Source organism: Puia sp. P3 (assembly GCF_050632245.1).
Classification (GTDB): domain Bacteria; phylum Bacteroidota; class Bacteroidia; order Chitinophagales; family Chitinophagaceae; genus Puia.
On record NZ_CP192583.1, the window covers coordinates 2332354 to 2358082 of the forward strand.

Here is a 25729-nt window from a genome sequence, read left to right on the forward strand (position 1 = left end):
TTAATCAGGCAAAAAAATGAATAAAATCATGAGAACTACAACGAAGCATTTTTTTGGGGAATCAGTATTTTTGTTGTTTCAGCAATTGGGTTGGCCGGATGCGCAAAGACCGGGTCTACCTATAGTGTCAGTCCTGTAACCTATGTCTCTCTGATGAATGTGGCCCCCTATTCACCCGCGGCCGACGTCTACCTGAACGGACAGCTCGCTACCAGCAGCGGCGGGATCGCTTCCGGCAGCTTTTCCCTGAAATACGGCGCCCTTCAGCCGGGATCTTATTCCATCAAATTCACAAAGACCGGCACCACAGACAGCCTTACCGGAATTCCGGGAGGTCCCCAGCGCCTGGATACCCTGAACTTCTACACGCTGATCATGTACAACGATACGACGCATGCCGTTCAGTCCACGCTGATCCACGATGATTTTACGAGCATCTCAACCACGAATGCGAACTACCGGTTTTTCAACCTGAGCCCCGACGCTCCAAACGTCAATTTTTATCTGAACGATGGTACACAGCCCGTCTATACCCATCGTACTACCGGCGACAACGCCTACAATTCCAACTACAATACTTTTATTTCAACGGCGCCCAATACCTATAGCTTTGTCGTAAAAGGCGTCACGGCTTCCGGCGATACGACCCTGACCAGCCTGTCCAACCAGAACCTGATGGGCGGTAACGTATACACCATCTTCCTCACGGGTGTGAAGGGAAGCTATAAGCTCAATCTTTTGCCAGCTTCATATTGATTATATCGGAAAAAAGAGAAGGGGCCCCTGTTGATTGGGGCCCTTTTTTTATGTGGTGTCAGGGGCATTTGCCTGCCCCGGGTCTTATTTCAGCGAGCCGGGGAGAACTTTTTGATATTTTTTGAACGTGCTGATGAATGCGCTGACTTTCTCATAGCCGAGGCGGTAGGCCGTTTCCGAAACGCTGATCTTTCTCTCCTGAAGCAGCCATCGGGCCAGCGCCATCTTCTTTTCCAGGTAATAGTCGTACATGGTCGTCCCGTAAATCGCCTTGAAATGTCTTTTCAGCGTGGACTCACTGAGTGCAAATTCCTTCGCCAGCTGTTTCTGTGAGGGCAACATGTCTTCGAGGCTCTGCACCAGCCGCCGTTCGACCTGCTGGATGGCCTGTGTCTGCAAGGTTCTGTACATAGATAGTCACACAATTAAAGTGGAAAATAGGATTGGCGACTATCGTTGTAAAAGGGATGAACTATAATATACGAAATTTCGGGCGTTTTGGATGTAGGGAACGGCTATTTTGTCAGCGGGAACCCTGCACCAGCGGCAGCCTGCAGCTGTACCAGCTGTCTTCTTCCTTTTGTCCTGGGTTGGAGCCCCTCCTCCGCCGTACCGGCGGCCTCCACCCGTTCCCCGCATGCCTCCCGGGCCCCGTATACCGATGACTCCCCCTCCGGGTCTTCCGCCGCGGTAGCCGCCGCCCGTGCCGGGCGTGGAGTTGAGCGCCAGGTTGATGCTGAACCGGTTCTTGGCGGCCTTTGCCATCCATTTGGGACCGAGCAGATTCCGGAGAGGGATAACGACCTCATAGACGAGCAGGCTGTCCCGGTCATCGTTCTTTATCGCCAACCGGATGGGACTGCTGGTATCGGTTATGCCGAACTGCCCGTTCTCCATATTCAGAAAGCCCGAGGTATTGTAGTAGTTGGATTGCAGCAACAGCTCTGCTTTTCTGGTTCCTGTGTTGACAGCCCTGCCGCCGCCCGTTCCGACACGGCCTGCATAGTCGCCACTTGCCGTCCGCATAGCTGCCGCGACTGCGGTTTTGCCCGGGCTCGGGCTGTTTCCGGATAGGAAAGAACAGCCCGATGGTCTTGTTCTTTTCTCCTTTAGGGTCGAGCCAGATCGTCAACCCCGACCGCAGCATTCGCAACTGGGTCTCTTCGTCGCCGGTGGCAACGCAGATATACAGGGCTTTGTCATCGCTGGTGATATTGTACTGGATCGGATAGTTGGGATAGTTGAAACGCAGCGGCTGCTTCCAGTCGTTGAGCTGGCCGTCTGCAACGACGGGCGTACTCTGGTAGTGGCCCAGTGGGGCGAGCTTGTGGCCGCAGCTTGCAAAAATGCTGCACGTAACAAGCGCCATTATCCATTTTCCTGAAGGGAGAAGGGGAATTTTCATCCGCGGAATATTTATCCCAAATTTCCGGACGCCTGGCCAATCTTCCGAACAAAATCGGTGAAAAGGCCAGGTTAACAAGCGAAAATTTTTCCGAAATTTAGGGAACACTCCTGACTATGGCTAAAACATCCAGGGTTTCGAAACCGAAAGCCTCCGCGACCACGGACCAGGGCCTCGGGATCAAATATTCCGACAAATCGGCCGGCCAACCCGCGCTAACCCTCGTCTTCGACGAGATCAAAAAACTAATGATCCCCTACGCAAAGGACTCGCTGGTGCTCAAAGGAGGGACAGACGGCCAGATCGCGCTCATCACCAACAAGCCCGTTGTCATCCAGGGTCGCAAACGGAACGAGCTATGGTTCGTCAGCATGCTGATCCAGAAAGGCTATGTAGGATTCTACTATATGCCGGTGTATATGAATGAACCCGTCCGGCGGCAGCTGCAACCGGAATTGCTGAAAACGCTGAAGGGCAAAGCCTGTTTTCATATCAAAAACACGGACCCGCCGCTGCTGGCGCAGATCGAAGAGGCACTTCGCATCGGGTATAATGCCTATAAGAAAATGGGTTGGATCTAATATAAAAGCCCCGGTTTGGTCCGGGGCTCTTCATTATGTAGTTGGCGCCAACTCTTAATTGGCGACGGCCTCTTCCGCATAGGAGCTGACCGGCTCACACGTGCAGATAAGATTCCTGTCTCCAACGGTATTGTTTACCCGCGCGACGCTGGGCCAGAACTTATTGTCCTTTACATAGGGCAGCGGGAAAGCCGCCTGATTCCGGGAGTAAGCGTGCTTCCATTCGTCGGCGCAGATGACGTGCTGTGTATGGGGCGCATTCTTCAGCGCATTGTCGTTCTTGTCGGCCTTGCCGTCCCCGATAGCCTGGATCTCTTCATAGATGCTCAGGAGCGCGTCGCAAAAACGGTCCAGCTCGGCCTTGTCCTCGCTTTCCGTTGGCTCGATCATGATCGTTCCGGGGACAGGGAAGCTGAGGGTGGGGGCGTGGAAGCCGTAATCCATCAGGCGCTTGGCCACGTCTTCGGCTTCGATACCGGCGCTCGCCTTGAAGGGGCGCAGGTCGACGATGAACTCATGGGCGCAGGTGCCGTTGGCGCCGCTATAGAGGATCTTGTATTTCTTCTCCAGTCTCGCCTTCATGTAATTGGCGTTCAGGATGGCGTACCGCGTTGCATTGGTCACCCCTCGGCGCCCAGCATCTTGATATAGGCATAGCTGATGAGCAGGATGCTGGCCGAACCAAAAGGCGCAGCCGAAACGGCATGTCCCTGTGTCCCCGTTGCCGCCTTGCCATTGCTGGAGGCTCTTACTTCGACGTCCGCAGAGTGGACGTGGCTGGGCAGATAGGGCTTCAGCTTTTCGTTGACGCAGATGGGCCCCATGCCGGGACCACCGCCGCCATGCGGGATGGCAAAGGTCTTGTGCAGGTTGAGATGGCAGACGTCCGCACCGATCAGTCCGGGACTCGTCAGCCCTACCTGGGCGTTCATATTGGCGCCGTCCATATAGACCAGGCCGCCGTTGTCATGGATGGCCTTGCAGATATCCTTTATGCTTTCTTCGAATACGCCGTGTGTGGAAGGATAGGTCACCATCAGACCCGCCAGCTGGTCCTTGTACTGGACCGCTTTTGCCTTCAGGTCTTCGATATCGATATGACCGTCTTCGTCGCTCTTGACCACTACGACCTTCATTCCCGCCATCACCGCGCTCGCAGGGTTGGTGCCATGGGCGGATATCGGGATCAGCATGACGTCGCGGTGTCCGCCGTTATTGGCTGCATGGTAAGCGCGGATGGTCATCAGGCCGGCGTATTCACCATTGGCGCCGCTATTGGGCTGCAGCGAGGTAGCCGCAAAGCCGGTGATCTCGCTCAGCGAATTTTCCAGCTCCGTCAAGATCTGGCGGTATCCCTTCCACTGGTCCGCCGGTGCGAACGGATGGAGCCCGCCAAACTCAGGCCAGCTCACCGGTATCAGCTCGGTTGCGGCATTCAGCTTCATCGTACACGATCCCAGAGAGATCATGGACGTATTCAAAGACAGGTCCTTCACCTCGAGACTTCTCAGATAACGCATCATCTTGGTCTCGCTGTGATAGCTGTTGAATACGGGATGCGTCAGGAATTCCGAGGTACGGGTGACGGAAGACGGAATATTGGTCAGTCTGTCGTCCATGTCGAAAGTAGCACTCACCACATCGGTGCCCGCCAGTTCTCCAAAGACAGCCAGAATATTGACCACGTCTTCCTGCGACTTTGTCTCGTCGAGCGTGATGCCAACGGAGCCACCCGAATAGTAGAAGTTTATTTGCCGGGCTTCGGCCAATTGCCGTAATGTATCTGTATTCTTTACGGCGATGCGGACAGTATCGAAATAGGATTCGTTGCTGTTGGTGAACCCGAGCGCTTCCAGTTCGCCGGCAAGGGTACGGGTCAGCAGGCTGACGCGTTTGGCGATATTGGTGAGCCCTTCGGGACCATGAAATACCGCATACATAGCCGACATATTTGCCAGCAGCGCCTGCGCGGTACAGATATTGGACGTGGCTTTTTCCCTTTTGATATGCTGCTCCCGGGTCTGCAGAGCCATCCGAAGCGCGCGGTTGCCCTGGGCGTCGACACTGACGCCGATGATCCGGCCCGGTATGCTGCGTTTGAAATCGTCTTTTGCACTGAAGAAGGCGGCGTGCGGTCCGCCAAACCCCATCGGTACGCCCAGACGCTGCGTAGAGCCCACGGCAACGTCCGCCCCCAGCTCGCCCGGAGGCGTCAGCAGGGTCAGCGCGAGCAGGTCGGTAGCCATCACCACGTATGCACCGGCCGTATGTGCCTGCTGGATGAACTGGCGGTAGTCATGGATCGCTCCGTTGCTGTCGGGGTATTGAACGATGGCGCCAAAATAAGATGCGTCGAGTGACGCTTTCCGGAAGTCTCCCGTCACGAGCTCGATGCCGATCGGCTGCGCCCGGGTTAGCAGGATGTCTTTCGTCTGCGCGAATATATTGGTATCGACAAAGAATTTTGGCGTGGTTACGTGGTCGTGGTCCCTGTTCTTCAGGTTGAAGAACATCGTCATGGCTTCCGCTGCCGCGGTGCCTTCGTCCAGCAAAGAGGCATTGGCCAGGGGAAGCCCCGTCAGGTCGGATACCATGGTCTGGAAGTTCAGAAGGCTTTCGAGCCGGCCCTGGGCGATCTCCGCCTGGTAGGGGGTATACTGTGTATACCAGCCCGGGTTCTCAAATACGTTGCGAAGGATGACGCTGGGAACGATCGTGTCGTAGTAGCCCTGCCCGATATAAGACTTGAATACCTTGTTCCGGGCCGCTACCTGACGCAGCGAGCCGAGGTACTGATACTCGCTCATGGCTGCGGAGATATTCAATTTTTTTCTACTGCGTATCGACGCCGGAATCGTCCGGTCGATCAGCTCATCGAGAGAGTCTACTCCGATGGTTTTCAGCATGTTCGCCGTTTCTTTTTCATTGGGACCGATGTGACGGCCCGCAAATTCATTCGCCTGTTGTTCGAATAGATTCATATTAGAGGAGGGTTGACCGTTTGCATTTAAATTGTGGCAAAAAAATTACCGAAAAAATAATTTTTTACCACAACACCACAAATAACTCTGTACTTCGGCCTTCGGGGCCTCGTACACGAACTGGACTCCGTCCAGTTTTGGAAGGTGCAAAGTTACAATTAAGTAAGGATAATTAGTGCAAAAAGGCTGCCTTGTGGAGTAGGTGTGACTAAAATGAAAAAAGGCCGTCCCTACTTTGACAAATTGGGACTGGCCTTTTTTCGATTAAAAACCCCTAAACCCTAAAAATTGAATGCTAAACTATTCTTCGTGCGTAAGCAGGAATGAATTGCTGATACAAAAATACCAGGCAAACCCAAACAACGGGAATGGGACATATTAAAAGGAAATTAAAATTGAGGATCCGGCGCAAAATCCAGTGATCCAAGCGCTTCAGCCTCGCGCATTTGCTCGCTGGTCAGCCGGCTGCCGTCATGACTCCAGCCGGGAGGGCCAAATACATAGTTCCAGCTTCTCCCTCCACCCGATATCCTTCCGGACGAGATCGTCGCCGATGGCTTTCCATTCGTGAAAGATGATATTGACCGGGCCCGAACTTTCAAGAGGCTTCGTCAGTCCATATCTGGTGGGCTGATACTCTTCCGGCCCGAGCTCTGGTTGAAAAGTCCCGAACAACTGGTCCCAGATGATCAGGAACATGCCCATATTCTTGTCGAGATAGCGCGGATTGGACGCGTGGTGTACCCGGTGATGAGAAGGGGTGACAAGGATGTACTCCAGCCATCCCATCTTGCCGATCAGCTCGGTATGCACAAAAATGCCCCAGATCTGCGTGGCCGAATATATAAATATGATGTCCAGCGGCTTGAACCCAAGCAGCGCAAGCGGAATAAAATAGACGAAGCGGTACAGCGGCTGGAAGACCGACGACCGGAAACCGACCGTGAAATTCATATGCTCCGAGGAATGGTGCGTGACGTGTACCGCCCAGAACAATCGGATCTCATGATCCCAGCGGTGCAGCCAGTAATAAAGGAAGTCTTCCGCCAGCAGCAGCAGGAACCAATACGAAAATACATTGGTGATCGATATCCAGTGGTGTCTGTAGCAGACGCTCAGGACCAGGATATAAAAGCCCCTCAGGAGCAGGTCGATGCCGCCATTGAGCAGCATCAGGTAGCAATTGGTCAGGGTATTCCGCCAGGTATAGGTCCTGATACGCGGACCGGAGCGGCCATGATGATGGTCCCTGTGCTTGTAGTTACTTAAAAATACTTCCAGCCCTATAATGATCAGGTATATCGGGCTACTTACGAGGATTAGGATTGTTTCTCTGAGGCTTTCCACCATATAAAAATAAAGCAATTAACGGATTGTTGTACCTTGCTATTGTTAATCAGGTGATAATGTGCTCCCCCTACGAGGAATTATTTAGATATGAGTGATTTGTTGCATAACTGGGAAAAAAGTCGGGCGACCGCCAAAAAGAATACCGCCGCTTCCTCGAAAAGGCCGCCAAACCCGCCCAGCGCAACCGCGTTCTCGACCAGCTGCCGGAACTCCACGAAGAAGCATTCGAAAAGATCGACTGCCTGAAATGCGCGAATTGCTGCAAGAACTACTCCCCCCGTTTTAAAACCCCGGACATCAAACGCATTTCCCGTCACCTCAAATTGAGAGAGAGCGAGTTCATCGAACGCTACCTCCGCCTCGACGCCGACGGAGACTATGTGGTCAGGTCGACGCCCTGCCCCTTTCTCGGCGCGGACAACTACTGCAGCATCTATGAAGTGCGTCCCTCCGACTGCGAGCGCTTCCCCTATACCGACGAAGACGTCCTTGTCCGCCGGCCCGCCGTCACGCAGAAGAACTCGACGTTTTGTCCGATCGTTTATTTTGTTCTCGAAAGACTGATCGCGGCGGATAAGTAGTCGTCACTCCGTTTTTAAACTCTTCACCGGATTCGCCAGCGCGGCGCGGATCGTCTGAACGCTCACCGTCAGCAGCGCGATCCCGAGCGCGAGCGCGCCGGCGATGAGAAAGACCCACCAGCCAATAGACACGCGATAGGCAAAACTCCCGAGCCATTGATTCATCGCCCACCAGGCAAGAGGGAACGAAATGACCGAAGAAATAAGGACCAGCCGCGTAAAATCGCGGGAGAGCAGCACGACGATCGTGCCGACCCTTGCCCCCAGTACTTTCCGGATCCCGATCTCCTTTGTCCGCTGCTCCGCCGCATAGGTCACCAGACCGAACAGGCCGAGGCAGGCGATCAGGATCGCAAAAACGGCAAAGGTGACAAACAATTTGCCCGTCTGCTGCTCGGAGGTATAGAGATTATTGAAATCATTGTCCATAAAGGAATAGTGGAACGGAATGCCCGGGGACACCGTCTTCCATTTCGTTTCTATCTGGCCGACGAGGGAGGGGAGGTCGTGCGTGCTGACAGACAGCGCGATATTTCCCCAGTGCTCGCCGCGCGTGATGATGAGCGGACCGACCTTGTCGTGCATCGTACTGAAGTTAAAATCCTTTACAACACCCACTACGTGGTAGGGAAGGACTTTCGTCATTTCGTTGTTGCCTGGCCGGTAGAGCTGCATATTCACCGGGTCCTTTACCCCCAGAAGCGCCGCCGCCGATTCGTTCAGAATGATCCCCGAGCTGTCGGATTTGAATTCTTCGGAAAAATTCCTCCCTTTCAGCACCTGCATTCCCAGCGTGGGGATATATCTTTCGTCCACATAGAAGGTCGTGAAGATGATCACGCGTTTGGCGTCAAAAGAGGGGTCACGGAACCAGCCCTGCTGGTTGAAACCGGAGGGGTCGGCGGTAGGCAGGTTGCCGGTGATCGTGGCGTTGCGCACGCCGGACAGCTGCAGCAGCTGCTGCCGGAAGGTCTTTATCTTGTCCCCCATATTGCCGGTATTGTGGAGGACCAGCACCTGGTCACGGTTGTAACCGATCTGTCTGTTGCGGATATAGTCCAGCTGGTTGTAGATGACGATCGTGCCGATGATCAGTGTGATGGAAATGCTGAACTGGAAGACGACGAGGCTGCTGCGAAGCCAGCTATTCTTGAAGCCCGTAGACAGGCTTCCCTTCAGCACTTTTATCGGCTGAAAGGAAGAAAGATAAAAAGCCGGATAGCTGCCCGCGATGAATCCGACGATGAAGACGAGCGCGACCGCCGTCAGCAGCAGACGGGGAGAGAAAAGCGTTCCGGTGGTGATCGCCTTTCCGGCCAGCTGGTCAAATATGGGGAGCAGCAGCGCTGCGATGCCGACGGCCAGCGCCAGCGCGATAAAACTGAGTAGGATGGACTCGACGAGAAACTGGACGATCAGATTTCCTTTCGATGAGCCCGCCACCTTTCTTATGCCAACTTCCTTCGCGCGGTTGGCGCTGCGCGCCGTCGCCAGGTTCATGAAGTTGACGCAGGCGATCAGCAGGATCAGCGCCGCGATGACGGAGAAGATATAGACATAGCTGATATTTCCGTTGGGCTCGATCTCGTAGGACAGGTTGGAATGCAGGTGGATCTCCGGCACGGCGGTCACGTGGTATTTAATATGGCCGCCATTGCTGTTCATCGCGTGGACGCTGGTATGCAGCGTGGCTTCCAGCTGGCGGTTGAGATAGGTATTGACGGTCTGGTCCACGCTCTTTTGTAAAAACTCCTTCGTCACACCCGGCTTTAGCAGGACATAGCTCTGGCAGTTGTTGCTGAGCCAGTCCTGCAGATCGTCCTGAAAACTCAGATCGCGTAATGGCCGGATAAAAGCGAAATGGAAATGCGACTGGCGGGGGATGTCTTTTATGACCCCGGTCACCTTGCAGGTCGTGGTATTGTTGACGTAAAGGGTCTTGCCCAGTACGTCGCTGCTGTTGAAATAACGGAGGGCGGCAGATTCGTCGATCACGATCGAGTGCGGCTCGTCGAGGGCCGTGGCGGGGTCGCCATAAAGCATCGGGAGAGGGAAGACCTTAAAGAAAGTAGAATCGGCATATGCCGCCTTGTGGTCCTGGATATTGTCGTTACCCTTTCGCACGAGAATATTGCCGTCGGAAAGGACCCTGACCATCTGCTCTACCTGCGGATAGTCCTTGACCAGCGCCGGCGCCATCGGCTTGGGCGATGCGGCCGAACTGAACTGGGTGTTGTTGAAATAGATGTCCGCGTCCAGCCTGTAAGTGCGGTCCGCATTGGGGTTATAGCGGTCATAGCTGAGCTCGTCGGAGACATATAGCACGATCAGCAGGCAAACGGCGAGACCAGCCGCCAGCCCCGCGATATTAATGGCGGTAAAAGCCTTGTTCTTCCAAAGACTGCGCAGGGCTGTCCTGAGATAGTTCTTTAACATGCAGGTTAGGTTGTATGGGTATTAAGACGTATCGGTCAGGAAATAGGTTACTCCGTTTTCAGGCTTTTTACGGGATTGGCCAGCGCGGCACGGATGGTCTGGATGCTGACCGTCAGCAGGGCGATCCCAAACGCGAGCACACCGGCGATGAGAAAGACCCACCAGCCGATGGACACCCTGTAGGCAAAGCTTTCCAGCCATTTATTCATCGCCCACCAGGCCAGCGGGAAGGCGATGAGCGAGGCGATCAGGACCAGCCGCGTAAAGTCGCGCGACAGCAACACCACGATGGCTCCGACCCGGGCTCCCAGCAGTTTGCGGATGCCGATCTCTTTCGTCCGCTGTTCTGCCGCAAATGTCACCAGCCCGAACAGGCCGAGACAGGCGATCAGGATCGCAAAAACGGCAAAACTGATAAACAGCCGGCCTGTCTGCTGATCTGCGTGATACAGCCTGTCAAAATCGCTGTCCATGAACGTATAGCTGAACGGCATGCCCGGCGCCATGCGCCGCCATTGATCTTCGACCTGCTGTATCGCCGATGAAACATTCCCGGGATTGACGGCAACCGCGATATCGTTCCAGTCGTCCGCAAGCTGCATGATGAGCGGGCCTATCTTTTCGTGCATCGTGCTGAAATTGAAATCCTTTACCACGCCGACGACGTGGTAGGTGAAGGTGTGGATCAGGTTGGCGTTCTCATAGTCGGGGCGATAGAGCTGCATGCTCAGCGGGTCCTTTATCCCCATCAGCCTCGCAGCCGACTCGTTGATGATAACGGCGGAACTGTCCGACAAAAAATCCTTCGAAAAATTTCGGCCCTGCGCCAGCTGCATTTTAGGGTGGGGATGTAGCGCTCGTCCACGCGGAGGCTCGTGAGAATGACCCCTCTTTTGGCGTCCATGGATGCGTCCCTGAACCAGCCCATCTGATTAAGACTGCCCGGCCCGGAAGTGGGCAGACCTCCGGTAATTGTAGCGTTTCCAATACCCGATAGCTGGAGCAGCTGCTGGCGGAACGCTTTTATATTGTTGCCCAGGTGATAGGCGTCGTGCAGGACCAGCACCTGTTCGCGCGTATAACCCGTATTCCTGTTGCGGATATAGTTCAGCTGGTTGTAAATAACCATGGTGCCGATGATCAGTACGATCGAAATGCTGAACTGGAATACGACGAGCACGCTGCGAAGCCGGCTGCTTTTAAATCCGGCGGCGATCCTGCTTTTTAATACCTGGATGGGCTGAAAAGACGACAGATAAAGTGCCGGATAGCTGCCGGCAAGAAAACCGACAAGAACCACGAGTCCGATCGAAACGCCAAGGAAACGGGGCGACCACAGGGTGTTTGCCTGCAGCTGTTTGCCCGCCAGCTGATCGAACACCGGCAGCAGCAGCACGGTCAGGGCAAATGCGAGGAGCATCGCCACCAGGCTCAGAAGGGTCGATTCGGTGAGGAACTGGATGACGAGGTTGCCTTTCGAAGAACCGGCCACTTTCCTGATCCCGACTTCCTTTGCCCGGTTGGCACTGCGCGCGGTCGATAGATTCATGAAGTTCACGCAGGCGATCAGGAGGATCAGGGCAGCGATGACTCCAAAACTATATACGTAGCTGCTGTTGCCATTGGCCTCTATCTCGAAGGTCAGATCTGAATGAAGGTGAATATCCCGCAGCGGCATCAGGTTGTACCTGAAATGGGATCCCGTCTTCTGCATGTCAGTGGCAGAAACATGCAGGAGCCCTTCCAGCTGCCTGTACAGATAAGTATGGGTCGTCTGGTCGACATGCGCCTGCAGGGTGGCCCGGTCGACGCCGGGTCTCGCCAGGATATAGGTGCAGGTGTAATTGGTCAGCCAGTCGTCTTTGGCGCCCTGGTAGGCATCCCGGATGGGCCGCAGGAAATGGAAATGAAAATGGGACGCCCCGGGCAGGTCCTTTATCACCGCCGTAACTTTACACGGCGTCGTATTGTCGACATAGAGGGTTTGTCCCGCAACTTCGGTGCCGTTGAAATATTTTCTTGCCGTGGTCTCGTCGATGACGATGGCGTTGGGCGCGTCGAGCGCCGTCCTCAGATCGCCCTGTATGGGGACGACGGTGAACATGTTGAAAAAACTGGAGTCCACATAGGCGGCCTGCCGGTCCTGAATATTTTCATTGCCTTTTTTTACCAGAATGCTGCTCTGCGCGACGACCCGGGTCATTTGTTCGACCTGCGGGTTGTCTTTCATCAGGGCCGGTCCGAGCGGTCGGGGAGAGGTGGCCGCGCTGAACTGGGTATTGTTGAAATAGATATCCGCGTGCAGCCGGTAGATGCGGTCGGCATTGATATTGTATTGGTCATAGCTGGTCTCGTCCACTACATAGAGTGTGATCAGCAGACAAACCGCCAGTCCGGCGGCCAGACCGATGATATTGATGGCGGAAAAGGCCTTGTTCTTCCAAAGGCTGCGAGCGGCAGTCCTGAGATAACTCTTTAGCATAGCCTGGTGGTGCTAATAAAATGCCTTTTTGGTAAATGGCTGATGATCACCGTGTTGACGAAAATGGCTCCGGAAAGACTGTTCGCTTTTGATACGCTGCTGTGCGATTTAGTACTCCATCTCGCGCAGGCTCGGCGCTCTGAACCAGGTGGCGACCACAATACCGATGGTCATACAACCGCCGACAACGACGGAAGGTACAACCCCCATCAGCCTGGCCATCACACCGCTCTCGAACTGTCCCAGCTCGTTGCTCGAATTGATGAACATCGAATTGACGGCGGATACGCGACCCCGCATTTCGTCCGGCGTTTTCAGCTGGAGGATGGTCCCCCTGATCACGACGCTTACTCCATCCAGTAGCCCGCTGGCCAGCAGCGCCAGAAAGGAAAGCAGGTACCAGCGCGAGAGGCCGAAGAGGATGATGCAGGCGCCAAAGCCGGCAACGACATACATCAGCCGCAGCCCCTGCTTGTGTCGCAGCGGGCGAAGGGTCAGTATCGCGATAGTCGTCATCGATCCGATATCGGACGCAGCGTTTAGCCAGCCAAATCCGATGGCGCCGACCTGCAGGATGTCGCGGGCGAAGACGGGGATCATCGCGACGGCGCCCCCGAAGAGCACCGCAAACAGGTCCAGCGCCATCGCGCCGAGCACTTCGCGGGTCCTCCAGACGAACCGCAGGCCATCCAGTATGCTGTCCCATGTCCTCCGCTCGGAATTGGTGACCATGACCTGCTTCGGCGAAATGGTCGACATAAAATAGAGCGCGATAGCAACGTAGATACCCACGACGATAAAGGAATTGACATAGCTGGTTTTCGCGATGAGAAATCCCCCGTCGCGTGTCCGATGACGCTGGCGGTGAGAAAAGCGCTCGAGTTGAGGGTAACGGCGCTGGGCAGCTCTTCGCGCGGAACGATCTGGGCCACGATGGCATTCATCGTCGGTCCGGCAAATGCCCTGATCACTCCGGTGAGAAAGATGGTCATATAGATCAGCCACTGGATCCAGTGGCTTCCGAGAGACTGGATCACGGATCCGACCGACAGGGTGATCAACCCGCCAACGCAGACAAGATAGGCGGTAGTCGTCGTCAGCAGCAGCGCGCGCTTATCGCTCTTGTCGATCACGTGCCCTGCATAGAGGGCCAGACAGAAGGCGGGGAGGAATTCCGAAAGCCCGATCAGCCCGATGGCGAACGGGTTGTGGGTGATCTCGTAAATGCGCCAGCCGATGATCGTCGTCACCATGCGAAGCGCCATGACGTAAAAGAAACGGGCGATGATAAAATTCCGGTACTCGGTGATCTTTAATATTTCCAGTGCTGTCTTACGATCTGCCATAAATGCATTAAGGAAGTGTAAAATAATGCTGACCCTCGTCATAGTCCTTGTCCAGCGCGTCGAGGACGACCTTGAGATGTGCCTCGTTGCCCAGGAAATCTGCGTTGCTGACGTCTATAAAAAGGGTGCGGATATTGTACTGACGGATATAGTGCGTATAGGCTTCCTGGATATTGTACAGGTATTCATCCGGGATATGCTGTTCATAGCTGCGGTTGCGTTTTCGGATATTGGACTGTAGCTTGTTCACGGGAGCATGAAGATAGATCAGAATATCCGGCTGGATCATCTGGGAATGGATAATGTCGAATAATTTCTGATAGAGCAGGAACTCCTGGTCCGGCAGGTTCACTTTTGCAAAGAGCAGGCATTTCGTGAACAGATAGTCGGAGATCGTCACCGACTGGAACAAGTCACCGGTGTGCACCAGCTCTTTGAGCTGTTTGTAGCGCTCGGCCATGAAGAACAGCTCCAGGGGGAACGCGTACTGTGCCGGGTTCTCGTAGAATTTGGGCAGAAAAGGATTGTCGGCGAACTGTTCAAGAATGAGCCGGGCGTTGTAGTGCCGCGCCAGCAGATGCGAAAGTGTCGTCTTGCCGGCCCCGATATTGCCTTCTATCGTGATAAAGTGGTACTTCATGGGTCAAATTTCCAGTTTTCTCACCGCGAGCGGGTCGGTACAGGCTTCCAGCAGCTGTTGTATCGTCCGCCCGAGGATCGGATGTATTAACAAAGGGGCGATCTCTGCCATCGGCGCCAGTGCAAACCGGCGGTTCTGGATCTCCGGGTGTGGTATCACCAGCTGTGGCAGCCGTATTATCGCATCATTAAAAAAAGTATATCTATATCGATGATCCGTGATCCGTAGCGCTCTTCTCTTCGTCTGCCCATCTCCAGCTCGATCCCCAGCAATGATTCGATGAGTTCGGTCGGCTCCAGCCGGGTTTCCAGCTCCAGAGTCTGGTTGAAAAAGTCGGGCTGGTCGGTCTTGCCCCAGGCCGCGGTCTCGTACAGCGATGAAACGCGAAGCAGACGGCCTGCTCCGGCGGTGATCTTCTTCCGTGCAAGCGCCAATTGAGCCGCCCTTTCTCCCTGATTGCCACCTATCAATAAATAGGATATGTTCATAGATTCCTTACTTTCGGGGCCCAAATATCTTTATTTTTGAACATAAAGTATAGGTTTACATGAGAGGCTTTTTCAAATCATTTTTTGCGGCATTGCTCGCGCTGATCATTTTCACCGTAATCGCGGTTATTATTCTGGTCGGCGTCGTTGGCGGCCTGCTTTCCCCCTCCAAACCGGATATCGACGGCAAAGCGGTCCTGATGGTCGATCTGGGACAAACGTATAAGGAACAAACCCAGGACAACCCCTTTCCGATCTGGGATCCGACGAGCAGTACGACGTACCCGGTATTTACGATATCGTCCGGCTGATCCGCCACGCCAGGGAAGACTCTACCATCAAAGGCATCTATCTCAAATGTAATAACGACCCCAACGGGTTTGCCTCCAACGAAGAGATCCGGCACTCCATCGTGGAGTTTAAAAAAGTGGAAAATTCGTATACGCATACGGCGACATGATCACCCAGAAAGCCTACTATGTGGCTACGGCCGCCGACAAGATCTATTGCAATCCCAAGGGCGATCTCGAATGGAAAGGATTTGCCAGCCAGATGCTGTACCTCAAAGGTACCCTGCAAAAACTGGAGATAGAACCCCAGATCTTCTACGCCGGCAAGTTCAAAAGCGCGACCGAACCCCTGCGGGAAGACAGAATGACGGACGCCAACCGGCTCCAGCTGACCGAGCTGCTCGGCGACTTCTATAACCGTCTTTTGTGGACGACCGCGCAGGCCCGCAACCTCGATACCAGCACCCTCCGGAAATGCGTCAACCAAAGCCTGATCCGCCGTGCGCAGGACGCCTACGATTATAAATTGATCGACGGGCTCCGGTACGACGACGAAGTAAAGGACGAGATCAGAAGCAAGCTGAATATAGACAAACACGCCTATCTCAATTTTGTTACCCTCGGCAAATACGCCAAAGCCGTCAGCTATAAACAGACCGGAAAAGACAAGATCACACTGATCTATGCGGAAGGAGAAGCTGGTGGACGGAAAAGGCGATCGGGAAGAGATCGGCTCGGAGACCTATCGCTGGCTGATCCGCAAGGCACGCTTCGACAAGGACGTCAAAGCCATCGTGCTCCGGATCAATTCAGGCGGCGGCAGCTCGCTGGCCAGCGAGAATATCTGGCGTGAACTCTCCCTTGCCCGTAAGGAAAAGCCGGTGGTCGTCTCCTATGGCGACGTCGCGGCCTCGGGCGCATACTATCTTTCCTGCAACGCGGACAGCATCTTCGCAATGCCCGGGACCATCACCGGCAGCATCGGCGTATTTGCGGTCATCCCCAATATGCAGTCGTTCTTTAAGAACAAGTTGGGTGTGACCTTCGACGCCGTTAAGACGGCGCCCGAAGCAGACATGCTCTCCGTTTCCAAACCCCTGACGCCATCCGAACGCAGCTATGTCCAGAACGAGATCGACACCATCTATCACGACTTCAAGATGCGCGTCTCGGACGGTCGCAAAAAAGACATCGGGTATATCGACAGCATCGCGCAGGGACGCGTGTGGAGCGGAACGATGGGACTTTCGCTCGGCCTGGTGGACCGCATCGGCACCCTGCAGGATGCCATCGACTGCGCCGCACGCATGGCTAAGACAAATGACTATCGCCTGATCGAAACGCCGGAACCCAAAAGCTTTCTCGACCGGATTCTTGGCGGCTTCAAAAAGTCCGCGGGCATGAAAGCCGTTAAGGAAGAGGTCGGAGAAGACGGCTATCGCACCTATATGCTGATCAAAAAAGTAAAAGCGATGGTTGGCGTGACGCAGACAAGACTTCCTTTCGATCTCACGGTCGAATAACTGTATCTTCGCGAATAATATGTCTACCAGGTACAACCAGTCCAGTGGCCATGCTGGCGATCACCAAAGCCAGCATGAAGGCCATGTTCAAAAATCCGTCTTCAGTTGGTTTCAGCATTGGTTTTCCATTGATCTTTATCTTGGTGTTTGGCTTCATCGGAGGCAGCGGTCCTTCTGTATCGTTTGCGCTCGTGAAGGGCACGGATACGACTGATCCGGTGATCGCAAACCTGCTGAAGAACCCGCTGGTACAGCTGGAAAAAGAAAAGATACGACGCTCCTCAGGGAAGACCTCGAAAAGGGAAGGATCGCGGCTACGCTTTATGTAGATTCCGTAAAGTCGCCGGTTGGATTTACGCAGTACACGGTACACGCACAGACCTCATCCGCCAGCAGGGACAAGTTCCGCATCCTCCGGTCGGCGCTGGCGCAGGTGCAGGCCGTCGCGGTAGAGAAGGGAATACCCACGCAATACCAGCCCATTATCGTCAACGAACTGCCGCCCGTGCCCGCACGCGACTATAAGATGATCGACTTCATCCTGCCCGGCATGCTCGGTTTTTCACTGCTGAGCGCCGCTGTATTTGGAACCGCTTTTTTATTCTTCAATTTGCGGCAGCAACTGGTGCTCAAACGGTTCTTTGCCACGCCGATCAGCAAGGCGCATATCGTGTTCGGCGAGTGTCTCGCCAGGGTGCTGTTCCAACTGATCGCCGCTGTGGTCATCATCCTGGTCGGAAGATATGGATTTGAGTTCACGCTCGTACACGGCTGGGTTACTTTTTTGGAAATGGCAATACTCAGCCTTTGGGGGCTAATCGTCTTTATGGGCGCCGGCTTCGTCGTCAGCAATCTCGCGAAGACGGAAAGCGTGATACCCTTATTCGCCAATATCCTGACCCTGCCTCAGTTCCTGCTCAGCGGCACCTTTTTTCGGATAGACGTATTTCCGGACTGGCTGCAGAAATTCTGCCGCCTGCTCCCGCTGACACAGCTGAACGAAGCCATGCGCAATATTTCCTTCGAAGGCGCGCATTTGACGGACTGCTGGCGGCAATTGGGTGTCCTTACACTGTGGGGCATCGCCATCTACGCCATTGCCGTGAAAGTATTCAAATGGGAGTAATACATGAAATTATTAAAATTTGCCTTATTAAGTCTGCTGGTTCTTTTTGTTGTACTGACCTGTCTTTCTTTTTTATTCCTTCCGACCTGCGGGTAGCCCGCATTGTTAATATTTCAGCGCCCGGGGAGAAGGTGATCGCCACTGTGGGAGATTTCAATAGCTGGAAGGACTGGAACAAGATCGCAGGCGGCAATACGCTTACCAATGTACGCATTTCATCGCCCTCCGCCGGAAAGGGCGCGCAGCTCAGCTCCGATGAACTGACGGTCCGGGAGACGGCGGTGGATTCTGGCGGCGTTTCCCTGCACTGGAGCCTCAAGGGTGGAAAGGAGGTCGAAGGCGGCTTCCAGGTGGGTGCATCGAATACGGGCAGTGTCGTCGTCTGGTATTTCGACCTGCATTTTCGCTGGTATCCCCTGGGAGAAATTAGGGATTTTTGTATACGATCGGAAACTCGGACCCGCCATGGAGGAATCTTTGGACAGCCTGAAGCAATTTGTTGAGAGAAGTCGTTAACTTGTTGAAAGAAGTCGCTAACTGTGGCAAGAAGTACCTAACTTTAGACTCCCCCGGCCGGATGAACCGAACCATTGTTGTCAATCAAAACCCACCAATATGCGAGTACGTAACGCAATGCTAAGTTTGTTTGCTATCCTGCTGTCTGCTTCGGTGTCCTATGCGCAGCCCACTCATCCCAAGAGCCCGCACGATACCGTCAAGACAAAAGACATCACGGTGACCTATGGCCGTCCTTACAAGAAAGGACGCGAGGTCTTCGGTAAGCTTGAGCCCTACGGCAAAGTCTATCGCGTAGGGGCTGACGAGGCTACCACCATCACTTTCGCCAAGGACGGTACTTTCGGCGGAAAGCCCGTAAAGGCCGGTACTTACACTTTGTTCGCCATCCCTAATGAAAGTCAGTGGACGATCATCCTGAATTCCCAGCTGGGACAGTGGGGTGCGTTCAAGTACGACCAGTATAAGGACAAGGACGTATTACACGTCGACGTTCCCGTAAAGAAGCTCAGCTCTCCCGTTGAGCAGCTGACGATCAAGCCTACCTCGAAGGAACTGGAGATCTCCCGGGACATGGTAGAGGTTGATGTCCCCGTGAAGTTTTAGGTGCTGCGTGCCCGTGAGGGCCGATCAGCTATGTACTACAATACTATGGACCAGGAAATCATACACCTGGTCCATTTCTTTTTCAGTGATACAATAAGGTGGCATGAAATAGACGGTGTTTCCCAGCGGGCGCAGATAGATGCCCTGGGCCAGAGCCTCCTTCGTGATGGCAGGACCGATCGCGTTGACATAGCCGTCTTCGCCCGTGTTGAGCTCGAATGCCAGGATCGTACCGATGGACCTTGGGTTTTTGACGATAGGGTAGAGGGCCAGCTTTTCCAGAAAAGCCTCGTGGCGCCGGCCGATATGCGCGATGCGCTGCAGATTGCCTTCGTCCAGCAACAGGTCGAGGCTGGCCAGCGACGCGGCGCAGGCGATGGGGTTGGCGGTGAAGGAATGTCCGTGAAAAAGCGTCTTTCTCCGGTCGTCGCTGAGGAAGGCTTCGAACAGCCGCTCCGTAACAGCGGTGACGCCGAGCGCCATCGTTCCCCCCGTCAGCCCCTTGCTGAGGCATATAATATCCGCCTTGTGCCGCAGGTATTCGCCCGCGAACAGCCGGCCCGTCCGGCCAAATCCGGTGAGGACTTCGTCGGCTATACAGAGTATACCCTGTCCGGACAGCTCCGCCAGCAGCTCGTCCAGAAGCTGGGCCTCATAGATCCGCATTCCGCCCGCGCCCTGCAGCAGCGGCTCATAGATGAAACCAGCGATCGAGCTGCCTTCCCGTCGCACCAGGGATAGCAGTTCATAGATATTGTCCCTCGTCGGCGTGCCGACAAACTCCACTTCGAAAAGATAGTCGCTGAAAGGGGCGGTGAAGACACTCCGCTCGCTGACGCTCATCGCCCCGAAGGTATCCCCGTGATAGGAATGGCGGAATGCAAGTATCTTGTTTCGTTGCCCGCCCTTGTTGCCCCAGTACTGAATAGCCATCTTGATCGCCAGCTTCGACCGCCGTCGAGCCGTTGTCGGAATAGAAGACTTTCGAAAAATCCCCCGGCAGCAGGGGCAGCAGGCGTTCAGCCAGCTCGACCGCAGGCTCGTGCGTGAAGCCGGTAAAGATGACCTGCTCGAGCAGGCTGGCCTGCTTATATAGTTTTTCTGCAATATAAGGGTGTCCGTGACCATGGATACTTACCCACCAGCTGCTGATAGCGTCGATATAGGTGCGGCCTTTGTCATCGTATAACAGCGTACCTTTGCCTTTTACAACCGGAATGGGGGAAGGATGTCTTTATGCTGGGTATAGGGATGCCAGATAACCTTCCGGTCCCGTTCTGTAAGTGAAGTTGACATGGTCGCAAAGGTAAGGCTTCGTCAAAATCCGTCGTGCAACGCTTTTTGTCTCATTAATTGTCAAGTACGATAACTGTCGGAAGAATGGATTATCACCAGCTGGTAAAAGACTGTCTGAAAGGAGAAAGGGCTGCCCAGAAGCAGCTGTACGATCATTTTGCCTCGCCGATGCTGGGCGTATGCTATCGGTATACGAAGTCAATGGTCGACGCCGAGGACGTATTACAGGAAGGATTTATAATGGTTTTCAAGAACTTACATCAATTCAGCTTCTCCGGCGAGCTGGGTGGATGGATTCGCAGGATCATGGTCAATACGGCGATCAACTACCTAAAAAACACAGCCGGTACCAGACCGAGCTGCTTTTTACGGAGACCGCCCTGCACCCGGTCTCGGATGACAATCCGGAAGTCTCGCTCAGCACCAAAGAGCTGGCAGAACTGATCAGGCAACTGCCACCCGGATACCAGACCATCTTTAACCTGCACGCAGTGGAAGGTTACAGCCACGTCGAGATCGGAAAAATATTGGGCATCAAAGAGGGTACCTCCCGTTCGCAGTATGCGCGGGCAAGGAGCCTGTTGATCAGCTGGATAAATAAATTTTCAGCGACTAACAAAAACGAAGCGAATTATGCACGACCCTAAGTTCGAACAAGAAGTGCAGCAAAAAATGGCGGAGCTCGACTTCACTCCCTCCGAATCCGTGTGGGCGAATGTCGAGGCTGCAATCAACAGAACGCCGCCGCTGGCGCCTGCCGATGTTCTGGCGCCTTGCGCTGCCGGGACTCCTGCTCCTGGCGGGAGGAGGTTACTGGCTTTTCCGCGGTTCATCTGCGGCGGTAACTCCGGAAACTTCGGCTATCGCGTCCGGGACCGCGAAACCACGGCCAGACGCGAATCCTGCAACAGCCGCCGCGCGCCTGCGACTGCCGCGAACACTGCGACTGCCCCGAATACCGCGGCGGCCGCGAACACTGCGACGGCCGCGAACACTGCGACTGCCCCGAATACCGCGGCGGCCGCGACCCCGGCAATGGCCACGAGCTCTGCAACAGCCGCCAGCTCTACAACGGCCACCAGCCCCGCAACGGCTGCCCCGACCGGCTCCGGCATTACTTCATCCAACACCAATAAAACTTCTTCCCTAACGAACAATTCTACACTCGCGCCGAACAATAAAACACTCCATTCCAATAATAATATTTCTGCCACAACCGGCAGGCCCCGTGAAGGCTCAGTGGTCGCTACCACACTTGCCAAGAGAGGAACCGGGACTAACCGCGCGCATACCCCGGATCCTTTCGCGGCTGCCACGAAAAAGGGAGATGCAGGATTGGCCGATTTTAACCGGACCAGTGGCGGAGACGTGAACCGAGCAACCAGCGAGGGTAGCGTGAACCGTGCGAATGCCCGCGGGACCAGTGGCGGAGACGTGAACCGAGCAACCAGCGGAGACCAGATGGCCGGCCGCGGAGCGGCATTCAATCCCGCACTGGCCAGCCTCCATTCCGCCATGAGCCCCGTAAAAGCCGGAAACCTGCCGTCCAAACTGACTACCAGTACCGTCCAGGTCCTGTCCAAACCGCATAACCCCTGGGAAGCCGCCTTCACCGGCGGCGTGGGCATTTCCTCGCTCCACCAGACCCAGGTCGCCAACTATGGCCTGATGTCCGCCGCACCGGCCAGCCAGACGACCGCCAACGCGATCACTACCTATGCCGCCAGGCCCACCAAGGAATACGTCTCTACAGTCGACCCCGGACCCGCCTTTTATTTCGGCGTACTCGCCCAGAAAAAGCTGAGCCCGCGATGGAATCTCTCCGTCGGTCTCGACTTCCACTACTATTCCAACCGCGTCCACGTTGGCGAACAGGTCGCCAGCTATGCGCCCTCGAACGCCACCTACCTGAATGCGGCGGCAATAGCCCCCATTCAGTCTTACCCCTACTATAGCCGGGGAGACGATCAGTCCTATATGAACAGGTACTATTTCCTCGAACTGCCGGTCGCTATCGAGTGGAGGATCAATCACAGCCATCTGTTTCCCCTGTACCTCGACGGCGGCGTCTCCGCCTCCTATCTGGTAGGGTCAAGCGCTGTATACTACAACACCCATTCCGGAGTATACTTCAAGGACGCGGGAGTGGCCAATCGTGCGCAGTTCAACCTCAATACAGCCCTGATGGTCGGCCTCCCCGTGCGCAAAATCCGCCTCCAGCTGGGACCCCAGATCCAATACGGACTTACCCCGCTGCTGAATACGGAAGTGTCGGGCCCCCAGCACATCTTCTACGGAGGTATCAGGCTGGTGGTGATGCCGGGGAAGAAATAAAACGGAGGTTCCTGCGCAGGCCGGCAAACTTCGCGCGTTTTACCGGCGAATTGCGGAAGATCTCCCGAAACTTCTCTTCCGTCAGCTGCTCCCAGTCCCCCGCACTGAAGTCCAGGATCGCCGCCACCGGCGTAAAGGAGGGCTCCTGCGTCGGCCTGGAAAATCGGTTCCAGGGGACATACGTCCTGACAGGTATCGCAGCCGAACGCCCAGTTGTCGAACTTCCCCTTCATTTCGTCGGGAATCAGCAAGTCTTTGAGCTCGATCGTAAAATAGGAAATACACTTGCTGCCGTCCACAACCTTATTCGGGAGAATGGCTTCCGTCGGACAGGCGTCTATACAACGGCGACAGGTCCCACAATAGTCGCCCGCGAACGGAGCGTCGTATTCCAGCTCGAGATCCACGATCAGCGTGGCGAGAAAAAAGAAGGAGCCGGACTGTTTGGTCAGCAGATTTCCATTCTTTCCCACCCAGCCGAGCCCGCTGCGGACCGCCCAGCTTCTCTCCAGCACCGGGGCGCTGTCGACAAAACCCCGGCCTTCCACCTCGCCGATATTCGCCCTGATCCTGCCCAGCAGCTCCCTCAGCTTCGCGCGGATCACCTCGTGGTAGTCCTCTCCGTAGGCATATTTCGAGAACTTAGGTGCGTCCACGGGCTGCTCCTCTGCAGGAAAATAGTTGAGCATCAGCGTGATGACGCTTCGTGCGCCCGGCACCAGCCGCGACGGGTCGATACGCATGTCGAAATGATTGCCCATATAGGCCATGGTGCCGTTCATTCCCTTGTTCAGCCACGTTTCCAGCCGGCGGGCATCGTCGTCCAGACGCTGCGCCCGCGCAATACCGCAATAGTCGAAGCCAAGCTCGCGGCTCCAGGCCTTTATCAGGTATGTATGGTTGTTATTAGACAAGTATTTTACCTTTTAGGGGCATATAATTATGCGCAATTTGTTTATTTTCGGGGCGTTTATCCCCTAACGAAACCTAATTATGACCGTCAGAAGACTTACTTCTCTGATTGCTACCATATTATGCCTGTGCGCGCTACAAAGTTATTGCTTTGCGCAGGACAAAACCAACCATTTCGGGAAGCTGAGTACCGCAGACTTCAGCATCCCCTCCAATCCCATCATCGACACCAATACGAATGCCGTTGTTTTGGCGGACGTAGGCACCGTCCATTTTGTCGGCAACAAACACAGCTGGTTCTCCTGGATGTACAAGCGGCAGACCCGCATAAAGATCCTGAACAAAAACGCCATTGATCTCTCGACCCGAAAAATACTGCTGTATAACGGTAACGATGATGGGGAGAAGCTCTCCGATATCGTTGCCACCACCTACAATCTCAGCAATGGCCAGATCGCCGAGACCCGCCTTGATAAGCAGGATATCTTTTCCACCAGGATCGATAAGAACTGGACCGAGATAAAGTTCACCCTGCCGGCGGTCAAAGAGGGCTCCATTATCGAATTCACCTATACGGAGACCTCACCCTATGCCTACAACCTGCCGTCCTGGGCGTTCCAGTCCGATCAGTACCCCTGCCTGTGGAGCGAGTATCAGGTGAGCATTCCCCAGGCCCTTTTTTATGTTGTTGTCCGCGAGGGCGTACACGGCTATACCATCGACAAAGGCAGCGAAGGCAATGAATCCTATACGGTGACACAGAAAGACCAGTCTGCTTACGGCTCAAGGGATCAGGACCTCTACGTGGACGCGCGAACCACCAAACACCAGTGGGCGATGAAGGATATTCCAGCCCTGCACGCCGAACGCTATCTCTATACACCCGCCAACTATCTCGACCGTCTCGAATTCCAGCTTTCCAAAACTTACAACGGCAGCGAATCAAGAGACGAGACCAACAGCTGGGCAAAAGCCACCGACGAACTGCTCGAGAAAGAGAATTTTGGAGCCCCTCTTGCAGAGGATAACGAATGGCTCAACGATCTGGTCAGCAAGGCCACCACCGGGAGCGCTTCCGAAATGCAACAGGCGAGGGCCATCTATTATTATATCAGCAGCCATTTCACCTGTACCGACCACTACGATAAATATATAACGAGCGGCCTCCGCAACGTCGTAAAGAAAAACAGCGGCACCGTAGGGGATATCAACCTCCTGCTCGCCGCCGTATTTCGCCTCAAGGGCTGGAAGGCGGATCCCGTCGTGCTAAGCACCAGAGACTTCGGATACAATCTTTCTTCCTATCCCGTCCTGGCAAGGCTGAACTACGTCATCGTCCGGCTGAAACTCGGAGACAAGATCTGGTACCTGGACGCTTCCCATCCCGATCTCGGTTTTGGACAGCTGCCCGGCGACTGCTACAACGGCCACGCGCGTATCATCAGCAAAACAGATTCGGCTTCCATTTATTTTGAGGCCGATTCGCTGAAGGAAACACGCACGACGATGGTCCTCATGACAAATACCGGTAAAGGCATGGAAGGTAATTTCCAGACCACATTCGGCGATCAGGAATCCTATAATTTCCGGCAGATGATGATCAAAAAAGACGAAAAAGAGTATTTTAAAGAGACACAGGCCAGTTTTGGCGACGACCTGACGCTCAGCAATGGCCGCATCGACAGTCTGTCTGCCCCTGAATTGCCGGTGAAGCTGCACTATGATTTCGTGCTCAATAACACCGCGGGTGCAAGCGTTCTGTATATCAACCCGATGCTATGGAACGACCTGCGCAGGAATCCCTTCACGGCCGCGGAACGCAAGTACCCCGTAGAAATGCCCTATACCACCGACGAGGTGTATATTTTTTCGATGGAGATACCCGAAGGCTATGCCGTCGACGAAATGCCAAAGTCCGCGAAAGTCGCTTTCAACGGCGATCAGGGGATGTTCGAATACCTCCTCGAGCAGCAGGGTGCCGTGATCCGGATGCGCTGCAGACTAAGACTCAACAAGGCCTGGTTTCCGGCGGAGGACTACGCCAGCCTCCGGGATTTTTTACATATGTCGTGAAGAAGGA

General features: G+C 54.6%; 28 protein-coding genes and 3 pseudogenes. 14 read left to right on the plus strand and 17 right to left on the minus strand.

Annotated features, from left to right (window positions below; genetic code table 11):
* Nucleotides 1–90: 90 nt before the first annotated feature.
* Entirely contained in the window at nt 91–756 is a 666-nt protein-coding gene (locus ACQ86N_RS13980) for a DUF4397 domain-containing protein (protein WP_431215674.1), read from the plus strand.
* A gap of 84 nt (nt 757–840) precedes the next feature.
* Here the strand turns inward: ACQ86N_RS13980 and ACQ86N_RS13985 are convergent, their stop codons facing one another.
* The 3 genes from ACQ86N_RS13985 to ACQ86N_RS13995 are packed head-to-tail and all read right to left on the minus strand — an operon-like array spanning nt 841 to nt 2161.
* Nucleotides 841–1167: a helix-turn-helix domain-containing protein gene (locus ACQ86N_RS13985; protein WP_431215675.1), complete on the minus strand. Its 327-nt coding sequence runs from the start codon at nt 1165–1167 to the stop codon at nt 841–843.
* 39 nt (nt 1168–1206) lie between these two features.
* Nucleotides 1207–1605: a hypothetical protein gene (locus tag ACQ86N_RS13990; RefSeq protein WP_431215676.1), complete on the minus strand. Its 399-nt coding sequence runs from the start codon at nt 1603–1605 to the stop codon at nt 1207–1209.
* Entirely contained in the window at nt 1586–2161 is a 576-nt protein-coding gene (locus ACQ86N_RS13995; RefSeq protein ID WP_431215677.1) for a hypothetical protein, read from the minus strand. The genes ACQ86N_RS13990 and ACQ86N_RS13995 overlap by 20 nt, the downstream gene beginning before the upstream one ends.
* A 116-nt stretch (nt 2162–2277) precedes the next feature.
* Between ACQ86N_RS13995 and ACQ86N_RS14000 the strand changes: the two genes are divergently transcribed.
* Nucleotides 2278–2742 carry a hypothetical protein gene (locus ACQ86N_RS14000; protein ID WP_431215678.1) on the plus strand — a complete coding sequence of 155 codons (465 nt, stop codon included), beginning with the start codon at nt 2278–2280 and terminating at the stop codon, nt 2740–2742.
* Between the two features lie 54 nt (nt 2743–2796).
* Here ACQ86N_RS14000 and ACQ86N_RS14005 read toward each other — a convergent pair whose 3' ends face one another.
* The 3 genes from ACQ86N_RS14005 to ACQ86N_RS14015 all read right to left on the minus strand — a co-directional run bounded on the left by ACQ86N_RS14005 (nt 2797) and on the right by ACQ86N_RS14015 (nt 7073).
* Complete coding sequence (locus tag ACQ86N_RS14005; protein WP_431215679.1) at nt 2797–3366, minus strand: hypothetical protein; 570 nt, start codon at nt 3364–3366, stop codon at nt 2797–2799.
* Nucleotides 3363–5723: an aminomethyl-transferring glycine dehydrogenase gene (gene gcvP / locus ACQ86N_RS14010; RefSeq protein WP_431215680.1), complete on the minus strand. Its 2361-nt coding sequence runs from the start codon at nt 5721–5723 to the stop codon at nt 3363–3365. Before gcvP ends, ACQ86N_RS14005 begins: the two co-directional genes overlap by 4 nt.
* A gap of 471 nt (nt 5724–6194) precedes the next feature.
* The gene (locus ACQ86N_RS14015; protein ID WP_431215681.1) at nt 6195–7073 is read right to left on the minus strand and encodes a sterol desaturase family protein; all 879 of its coding nucleotides are present in this window, start codon (nt 7071–7073) and stop codon (nt 6195–6197) included.
* 296 nt (nt 7074–7369) lie between these two features.
* On the opposite strand from ACQ86N_RS14015, the gene ACQ86N_RS14020 reads away from it, so the two are divergent.
* The gene (locus ACQ86N_RS14020; RefSeq protein ID WP_431217411.1) at nt 7370–7654 is read left to right on the plus strand and encodes a YkgJ family cysteine cluster protein; all 285 of its coding nucleotides are present in this window, start codon (nt 7370–7372) and stop codon (nt 7652–7654) included.
* A gap of 3 nt (nt 7655–7657) precedes the next feature.
* Here ACQ86N_RS14020 and ACQ86N_RS14025 read toward each other — a convergent pair whose 3' ends face one another.
* The 8 genes and pseudogenes from ACQ86N_RS14025 to folK form a co-directional block, all read right to left on the minus strand.
* The gene (locus ACQ86N_RS14025; protein WP_431215682.1) at nt 7658–10090 is read right to left on the minus strand and encodes an ABC transporter permease; all 2433 of its coding nucleotides are present in this window, start codon (nt 10088–10090) and stop codon (nt 7658–7660) included.
* 47 nt (nt 10091–10137) lie between these two features.
* Nucleotides 10138–10887 (minus strand): ABC transporter permease, encoded by a 750-nt coding sequence (locus ACQ86N_RS14030; protein ID WP_431215683.1) that lies wholly within the window; start codon nt 10885–10887, stop codon nt 10138–10140.
* On the minus strand, nt 10839–12572 hold the full coding sequence (locus tag ACQ86N_RS14035; protein ID WP_431215684.1) for an ABC transporter permease: 1734 nt from the start codon (nt 12570–12572) through the stop codon (nt 10839–10841). Before ACQ86N_RS14035 ends, ACQ86N_RS14030 begins: the two co-directional genes overlap by 49 nt.
* A gap of 108 nt (nt 12573–12680) precedes the next feature.
* Nucleotides 12681–13577, minus strand: a complete 897-nt coding sequence (locus ACQ86N_RS14040; protein ID WP_431215685.1) for an MFS transporter — start codon at nt 13575–13577, stop codon at nt 12681–12683.
* Nucleotides 13469–13960 (minus strand): annotated as a pseudogene (locus ACQ86N_RS14045) (MFS transporter); the annotation flags it as partial. The gene ACQ86N_RS14040 and the pseudogene ACQ86N_RS14045, both read right to left, overlap by 109 nt.
* A complete protein-coding gene (locus tag ACQ86N_RS14050; RefSeq protein ID WP_431215686.1) occupies nt 13926–14558 on the minus strand; it encodes a deoxynucleoside kinase in 633 nt (210 codons plus the stop codon). The gene ACQ86N_RS14050 and the pseudogene ACQ86N_RS14045, both read right to left, overlap by 35 nt.
* A 3-nt stretch (nt 14559–14561) precedes the next feature.
* Nucleotides 14562–14717: a hypothetical protein gene (locus ACQ86N_RS14055; protein ID WP_431215687.1), complete on the minus strand. Its 156-nt coding sequence runs from the start codon at nt 14715–14717 to the stop codon at nt 14562–14564.
* A gap of 17 nt (nt 14718–14734) precedes the next feature.
* Entirely contained in the window at nt 14735–15046 is a 312-nt protein-coding gene (gene folK, locus ACQ86N_RS14060) for a 2-amino-4-hydroxy-6-hydroxymethyldihydropteridine diphosphokinase (RefSeq protein ID WP_431215688.1), read from the minus strand.
* Between the two features lie 59 nt (nt 15047–15105).
* Here folK and ACQ86N_RS14065 point away from each other — a divergent pair, with 59 nt between their 5' ends.
* The 7 genes from ACQ86N_RS14065 to ACQ86N_RS14095 all read left to right on the plus strand — a co-directional run bounded on the left by ACQ86N_RS14065 (nt 15106) and on the right by ACQ86N_RS14095 (nt 19107).
* A complete protein-coding gene (locus ACQ86N_RS14065; protein WP_431215689.1) occupies nt 15106–15357 on the plus strand; it encodes a hypothetical protein in 252 nt (83 codons plus the stop codon).
* A gap of 145 nt (nt 15358–15502) precedes the next feature.
* The gene (locus ACQ86N_RS14070; protein WP_431215690.1) at nt 15503–16189 is read left to right on the plus strand and encodes a S49 family peptidase; all 687 of its coding nucleotides are present in this window, start codon (nt 15503–15505) and stop codon (nt 16187–16189) included.
* Entirely contained in the window at nt 16131–16859 is a 729-nt protein-coding gene (sppA, locus tag ACQ86N_RS14075; RefSeq protein ID WP_431217412.1) for a signal peptide peptidase SppA, read from the plus strand. Before ACQ86N_RS14070 ends, sppA begins: the two co-directional genes overlap by 59 nt.
* A 50-nt stretch (nt 16860–16909) precedes the next feature.
* On the plus strand, nt 16910–17188 hold the full coding sequence (locus ACQ86N_RS14080; RefSeq protein ID WP_431215691.1) for a hypothetical protein: 279 nt from the start codon (nt 16910–16912) through the stop codon (nt 17186–17188).
* Complete coding sequence (locus ACQ86N_RS14085; protein ID WP_431217413.1) at nt 17167–17985, plus strand: ABC transporter permease; 819 nt, start codon at nt 17167–17169, stop codon at nt 17983–17985. The genes ACQ86N_RS14080 and ACQ86N_RS14085 overlap by 22 nt, the downstream gene beginning before the upstream one ends.
* Nucleotides 17976–18488, plus strand: a complete 513-nt coding sequence (locus tag ACQ86N_RS14090; protein WP_431215692.1) for an SRPBCC family protein — start codon at nt 17976–17978, stop codon at nt 18486–18488. Before ACQ86N_RS14085 ends, ACQ86N_RS14090 begins: the two co-directional genes overlap by 10 nt.
* Nucleotides 18489–18600: 112 nt before the next feature.
* The gene (locus ACQ86N_RS14095; protein WP_431215693.1) at nt 18601–19107 is read left to right on the plus strand and encodes a DUF2911 domain-containing protein; all 507 of its coding nucleotides are present in this window, start codon (nt 18601–18603) and stop codon (nt 19105–19107) included.
* Nucleotides 19108–19131: 24 nt separating this feature from the next.
* On the opposite strand, the gene ACQ86N_RS14100 is transcribed toward ACQ86N_RS14095, so the two are convergent.
* Both ACQ86N_RS14100 and ACQ86N_RS14105 read right to left on the minus strand, forming a co-directional pair.
* Entirely contained in the window at nt 19132–20040 is a 909-nt protein-coding gene (locus tag ACQ86N_RS14100; protein ID WP_431217414.1) for an aminotransferase class III-fold pyridoxal phosphate-dependent enzyme, read from the minus strand.
* A gap of 70 nt (nt 20041–20110) precedes the next feature.
* Nucleotides 20111–20326, minus strand: a pseudogene (locus ACQ86N_RS14105) (aminotransferase class III-fold pyridoxal phosphate-dependent enzyme); the annotation flags it as partial.
* Between the two features lie 278 nt (nt 20327–20604).
* Here ACQ86N_RS14105 and ACQ86N_RS14110 point away from each other — a divergent pair.
* The 3 genes and pseudogenes from ACQ86N_RS14110 to ACQ86N_RS14120 form a co-directional block, all read left to right on the plus strand.
* A pseudogene (locus ACQ86N_RS14110) lies at nt 20605–20685 on the plus strand (RNA polymerase subunit sigma-70); the annotation flags it as partial.
* 8 nt (nt 20686–20693) lie between these two features.
* On the plus strand, nt 20694–21050 hold the full coding sequence (locus ACQ86N_RS14115) for an RNA polymerase sigma factor (protein ID WP_431215694.1): 357 nt from the start codon (nt 20694–20696) through the stop codon (nt 21048–21050).
* Nucleotides 21037–22737 carry an outer membrane beta-barrel protein gene (locus tag ACQ86N_RS14120; protein WP_431215695.1) on the plus strand — a complete coding sequence of 567 codons (1701 nt, stop codon included), beginning with the start codon at nt 21037–21039 and terminating at the stop codon, nt 22735–22737. The genes ACQ86N_RS14115 and ACQ86N_RS14120 overlap by 14 nt, the downstream gene beginning before the upstream one ends.
* On the opposite strand, the gene queG is transcribed toward ACQ86N_RS14120, so the two are convergent.
* Nucleotides 22695–23651 (minus strand): tRNA epoxyqueuosine(34) reductase QueG, encoded by a 957-nt coding sequence (queG, locus tag ACQ86N_RS14125; RefSeq protein ID WP_431215696.1) that lies wholly within the window; start codon nt 23649–23651, stop codon nt 22695–22697. The genes ACQ86N_RS14120 and queG overlap by 43 nt on opposite strands.
* A 79-nt stretch (nt 23652–23730) precedes the next feature.
* Between queG and ACQ86N_RS14130 the strand changes: the two genes are divergently transcribed.
* On the plus strand, nt 23731–25722 hold the full coding sequence (locus ACQ86N_RS14130; protein ID WP_431215697.1) for a DUF3857 domain-containing protein: 1992 nt from the start codon (nt 23731–23733) through the stop codon (nt 25720–25722).
* The last annotated feature ends 7 nt before the right edge of the window (nt 25723–25729 follow it).

What these genes read in the sequence shown, in the direction of transcription:
- ACQ86N_RS14070 (WP_431215690.1), top strand. Translation starts at nt 15,503, where the DNA reads ATGATCACCCAGAAAGCCTACTATGTGGCTACGGCCGCCGACAAGATC.
- ACQ86N_RS14095 (WP_431215693.1), top strand. Translation starts at nt 18,601, where the DNA reads ATGCGAGTACGTAACGCAATGCTAAGTTTGTTTGCTATCCTGCTGTCT.
- ACQ86N_RS13985 (WP_431215675.1), bottom strand. Translation starts at nt 1,167, where the DNA reads ATGTACAGAACCTTGCAGACACAGGCCATCCAGCAGGTCGAACGGCGG.
- folK (WP_431215688.1), bottom strand. Translation starts at nt 15,046, where the DNA reads ATGAACATATCCTATTTATTGATAGGTGGCAATCAGGGAGAAAGGGCG.
- ACQ86N_RS14115 (WP_431215694.1), top strand. Translation starts at nt 20,694, where the DNA reads ATGGATTCGCAGGATCATGGTCAATACGGCGATCAACTACCTAAAAAA.
- ACQ86N_RS14080 (WP_431215691.1), top strand. Translation starts at nt 16,910, where the DNA reads ATGCTGGCGATCACCAAAGCCAGCATGAAGGCCATGTTCAAAAATCCG.
- ACQ86N_RS14100 (WP_431217414.1), bottom strand. Translation starts at nt 20,040, where the DNA reads ATGGCTATTCAGTACTGGGGCAACAAGGGCGGGCAACGAAACAAGATA.
- ACQ86N_RS14120 (WP_431215695.1), top strand. Translation starts at nt 21,037, where the DNA reads ATGCACGACCCTAAGTTCGAACAAGAAGTGCAGCAAAAAATGGCGGAG.
- ACQ86N_RS13995 (WP_431215677.1), bottom strand. Translation starts at nt 2,161, where the DNA reads ATGAAAATTCCCCTTCTCCCTTCAGGAAAATGGATAATGGCGCTTGTT.
- gcvP (WP_431215680.1), bottom strand. Translation starts at nt 5,723, where the DNA reads ATGAATCTATTCGAACAACAGGCGAATGAATTTGCGGGCCGTCACATC.
- ACQ86N_RS14035 (WP_431215684.1), bottom strand. Translation starts at nt 12,572, where the DNA reads ATGCTAAAGAGTTATCTCAGGACTGCCGCTCGCAGCCTTTGGAAGAAC.
- ACQ86N_RS14090 (WP_431215692.1), top strand. Translation starts at nt 17,976, where the DNA reads ATGGGAGTAATACATGAAATTATTAAAATTTGCCTTATTAAGTCTGCT.
- ACQ86N_RS14050 (WP_431215686.1), bottom strand. Translation starts at nt 14,558, where the DNA reads ATGAAGTACCACTTTATCACGATAGAAGGCAATATCGGGGCCGGCAAG.
- ACQ86N_RS14025 (WP_431215682.1), bottom strand. Translation starts at nt 10,090, where the DNA reads ATGTTAAAGAACTATCTCAGGACAGCCCTGCGCAGTCTTTGGAAGAAC.
- ACQ86N_RS14000 (WP_431215678.1), top strand. Translation starts at nt 2,278, where the DNA reads ATGGCTAAAACATCCAGGGTTTCGAAACCGAAAGCCTCCGCGACCACG.
- ACQ86N_RS14065 (WP_431215689.1), top strand. Translation starts at nt 15,106, where the DNA reads ATGAGAGGCTTTTTCAAATCATTTTTTGCGGCATTGCTCGCGCTGATC.
- ACQ86N_RS14015 (WP_431215681.1), bottom strand. Translation starts at nt 7,073, where the DNA reads ATGGTGGAAAGCCTCAGAGAAACAATCCTAATCCTCGTAAGTAGCCCG.
- ACQ86N_RS14130 (WP_431215697.1), top strand. Translation starts at nt 23,731, where the DNA reads ATGACCGTCAGAAGACTTACTTCTCTGATTGCTACCATATTATGCCTG.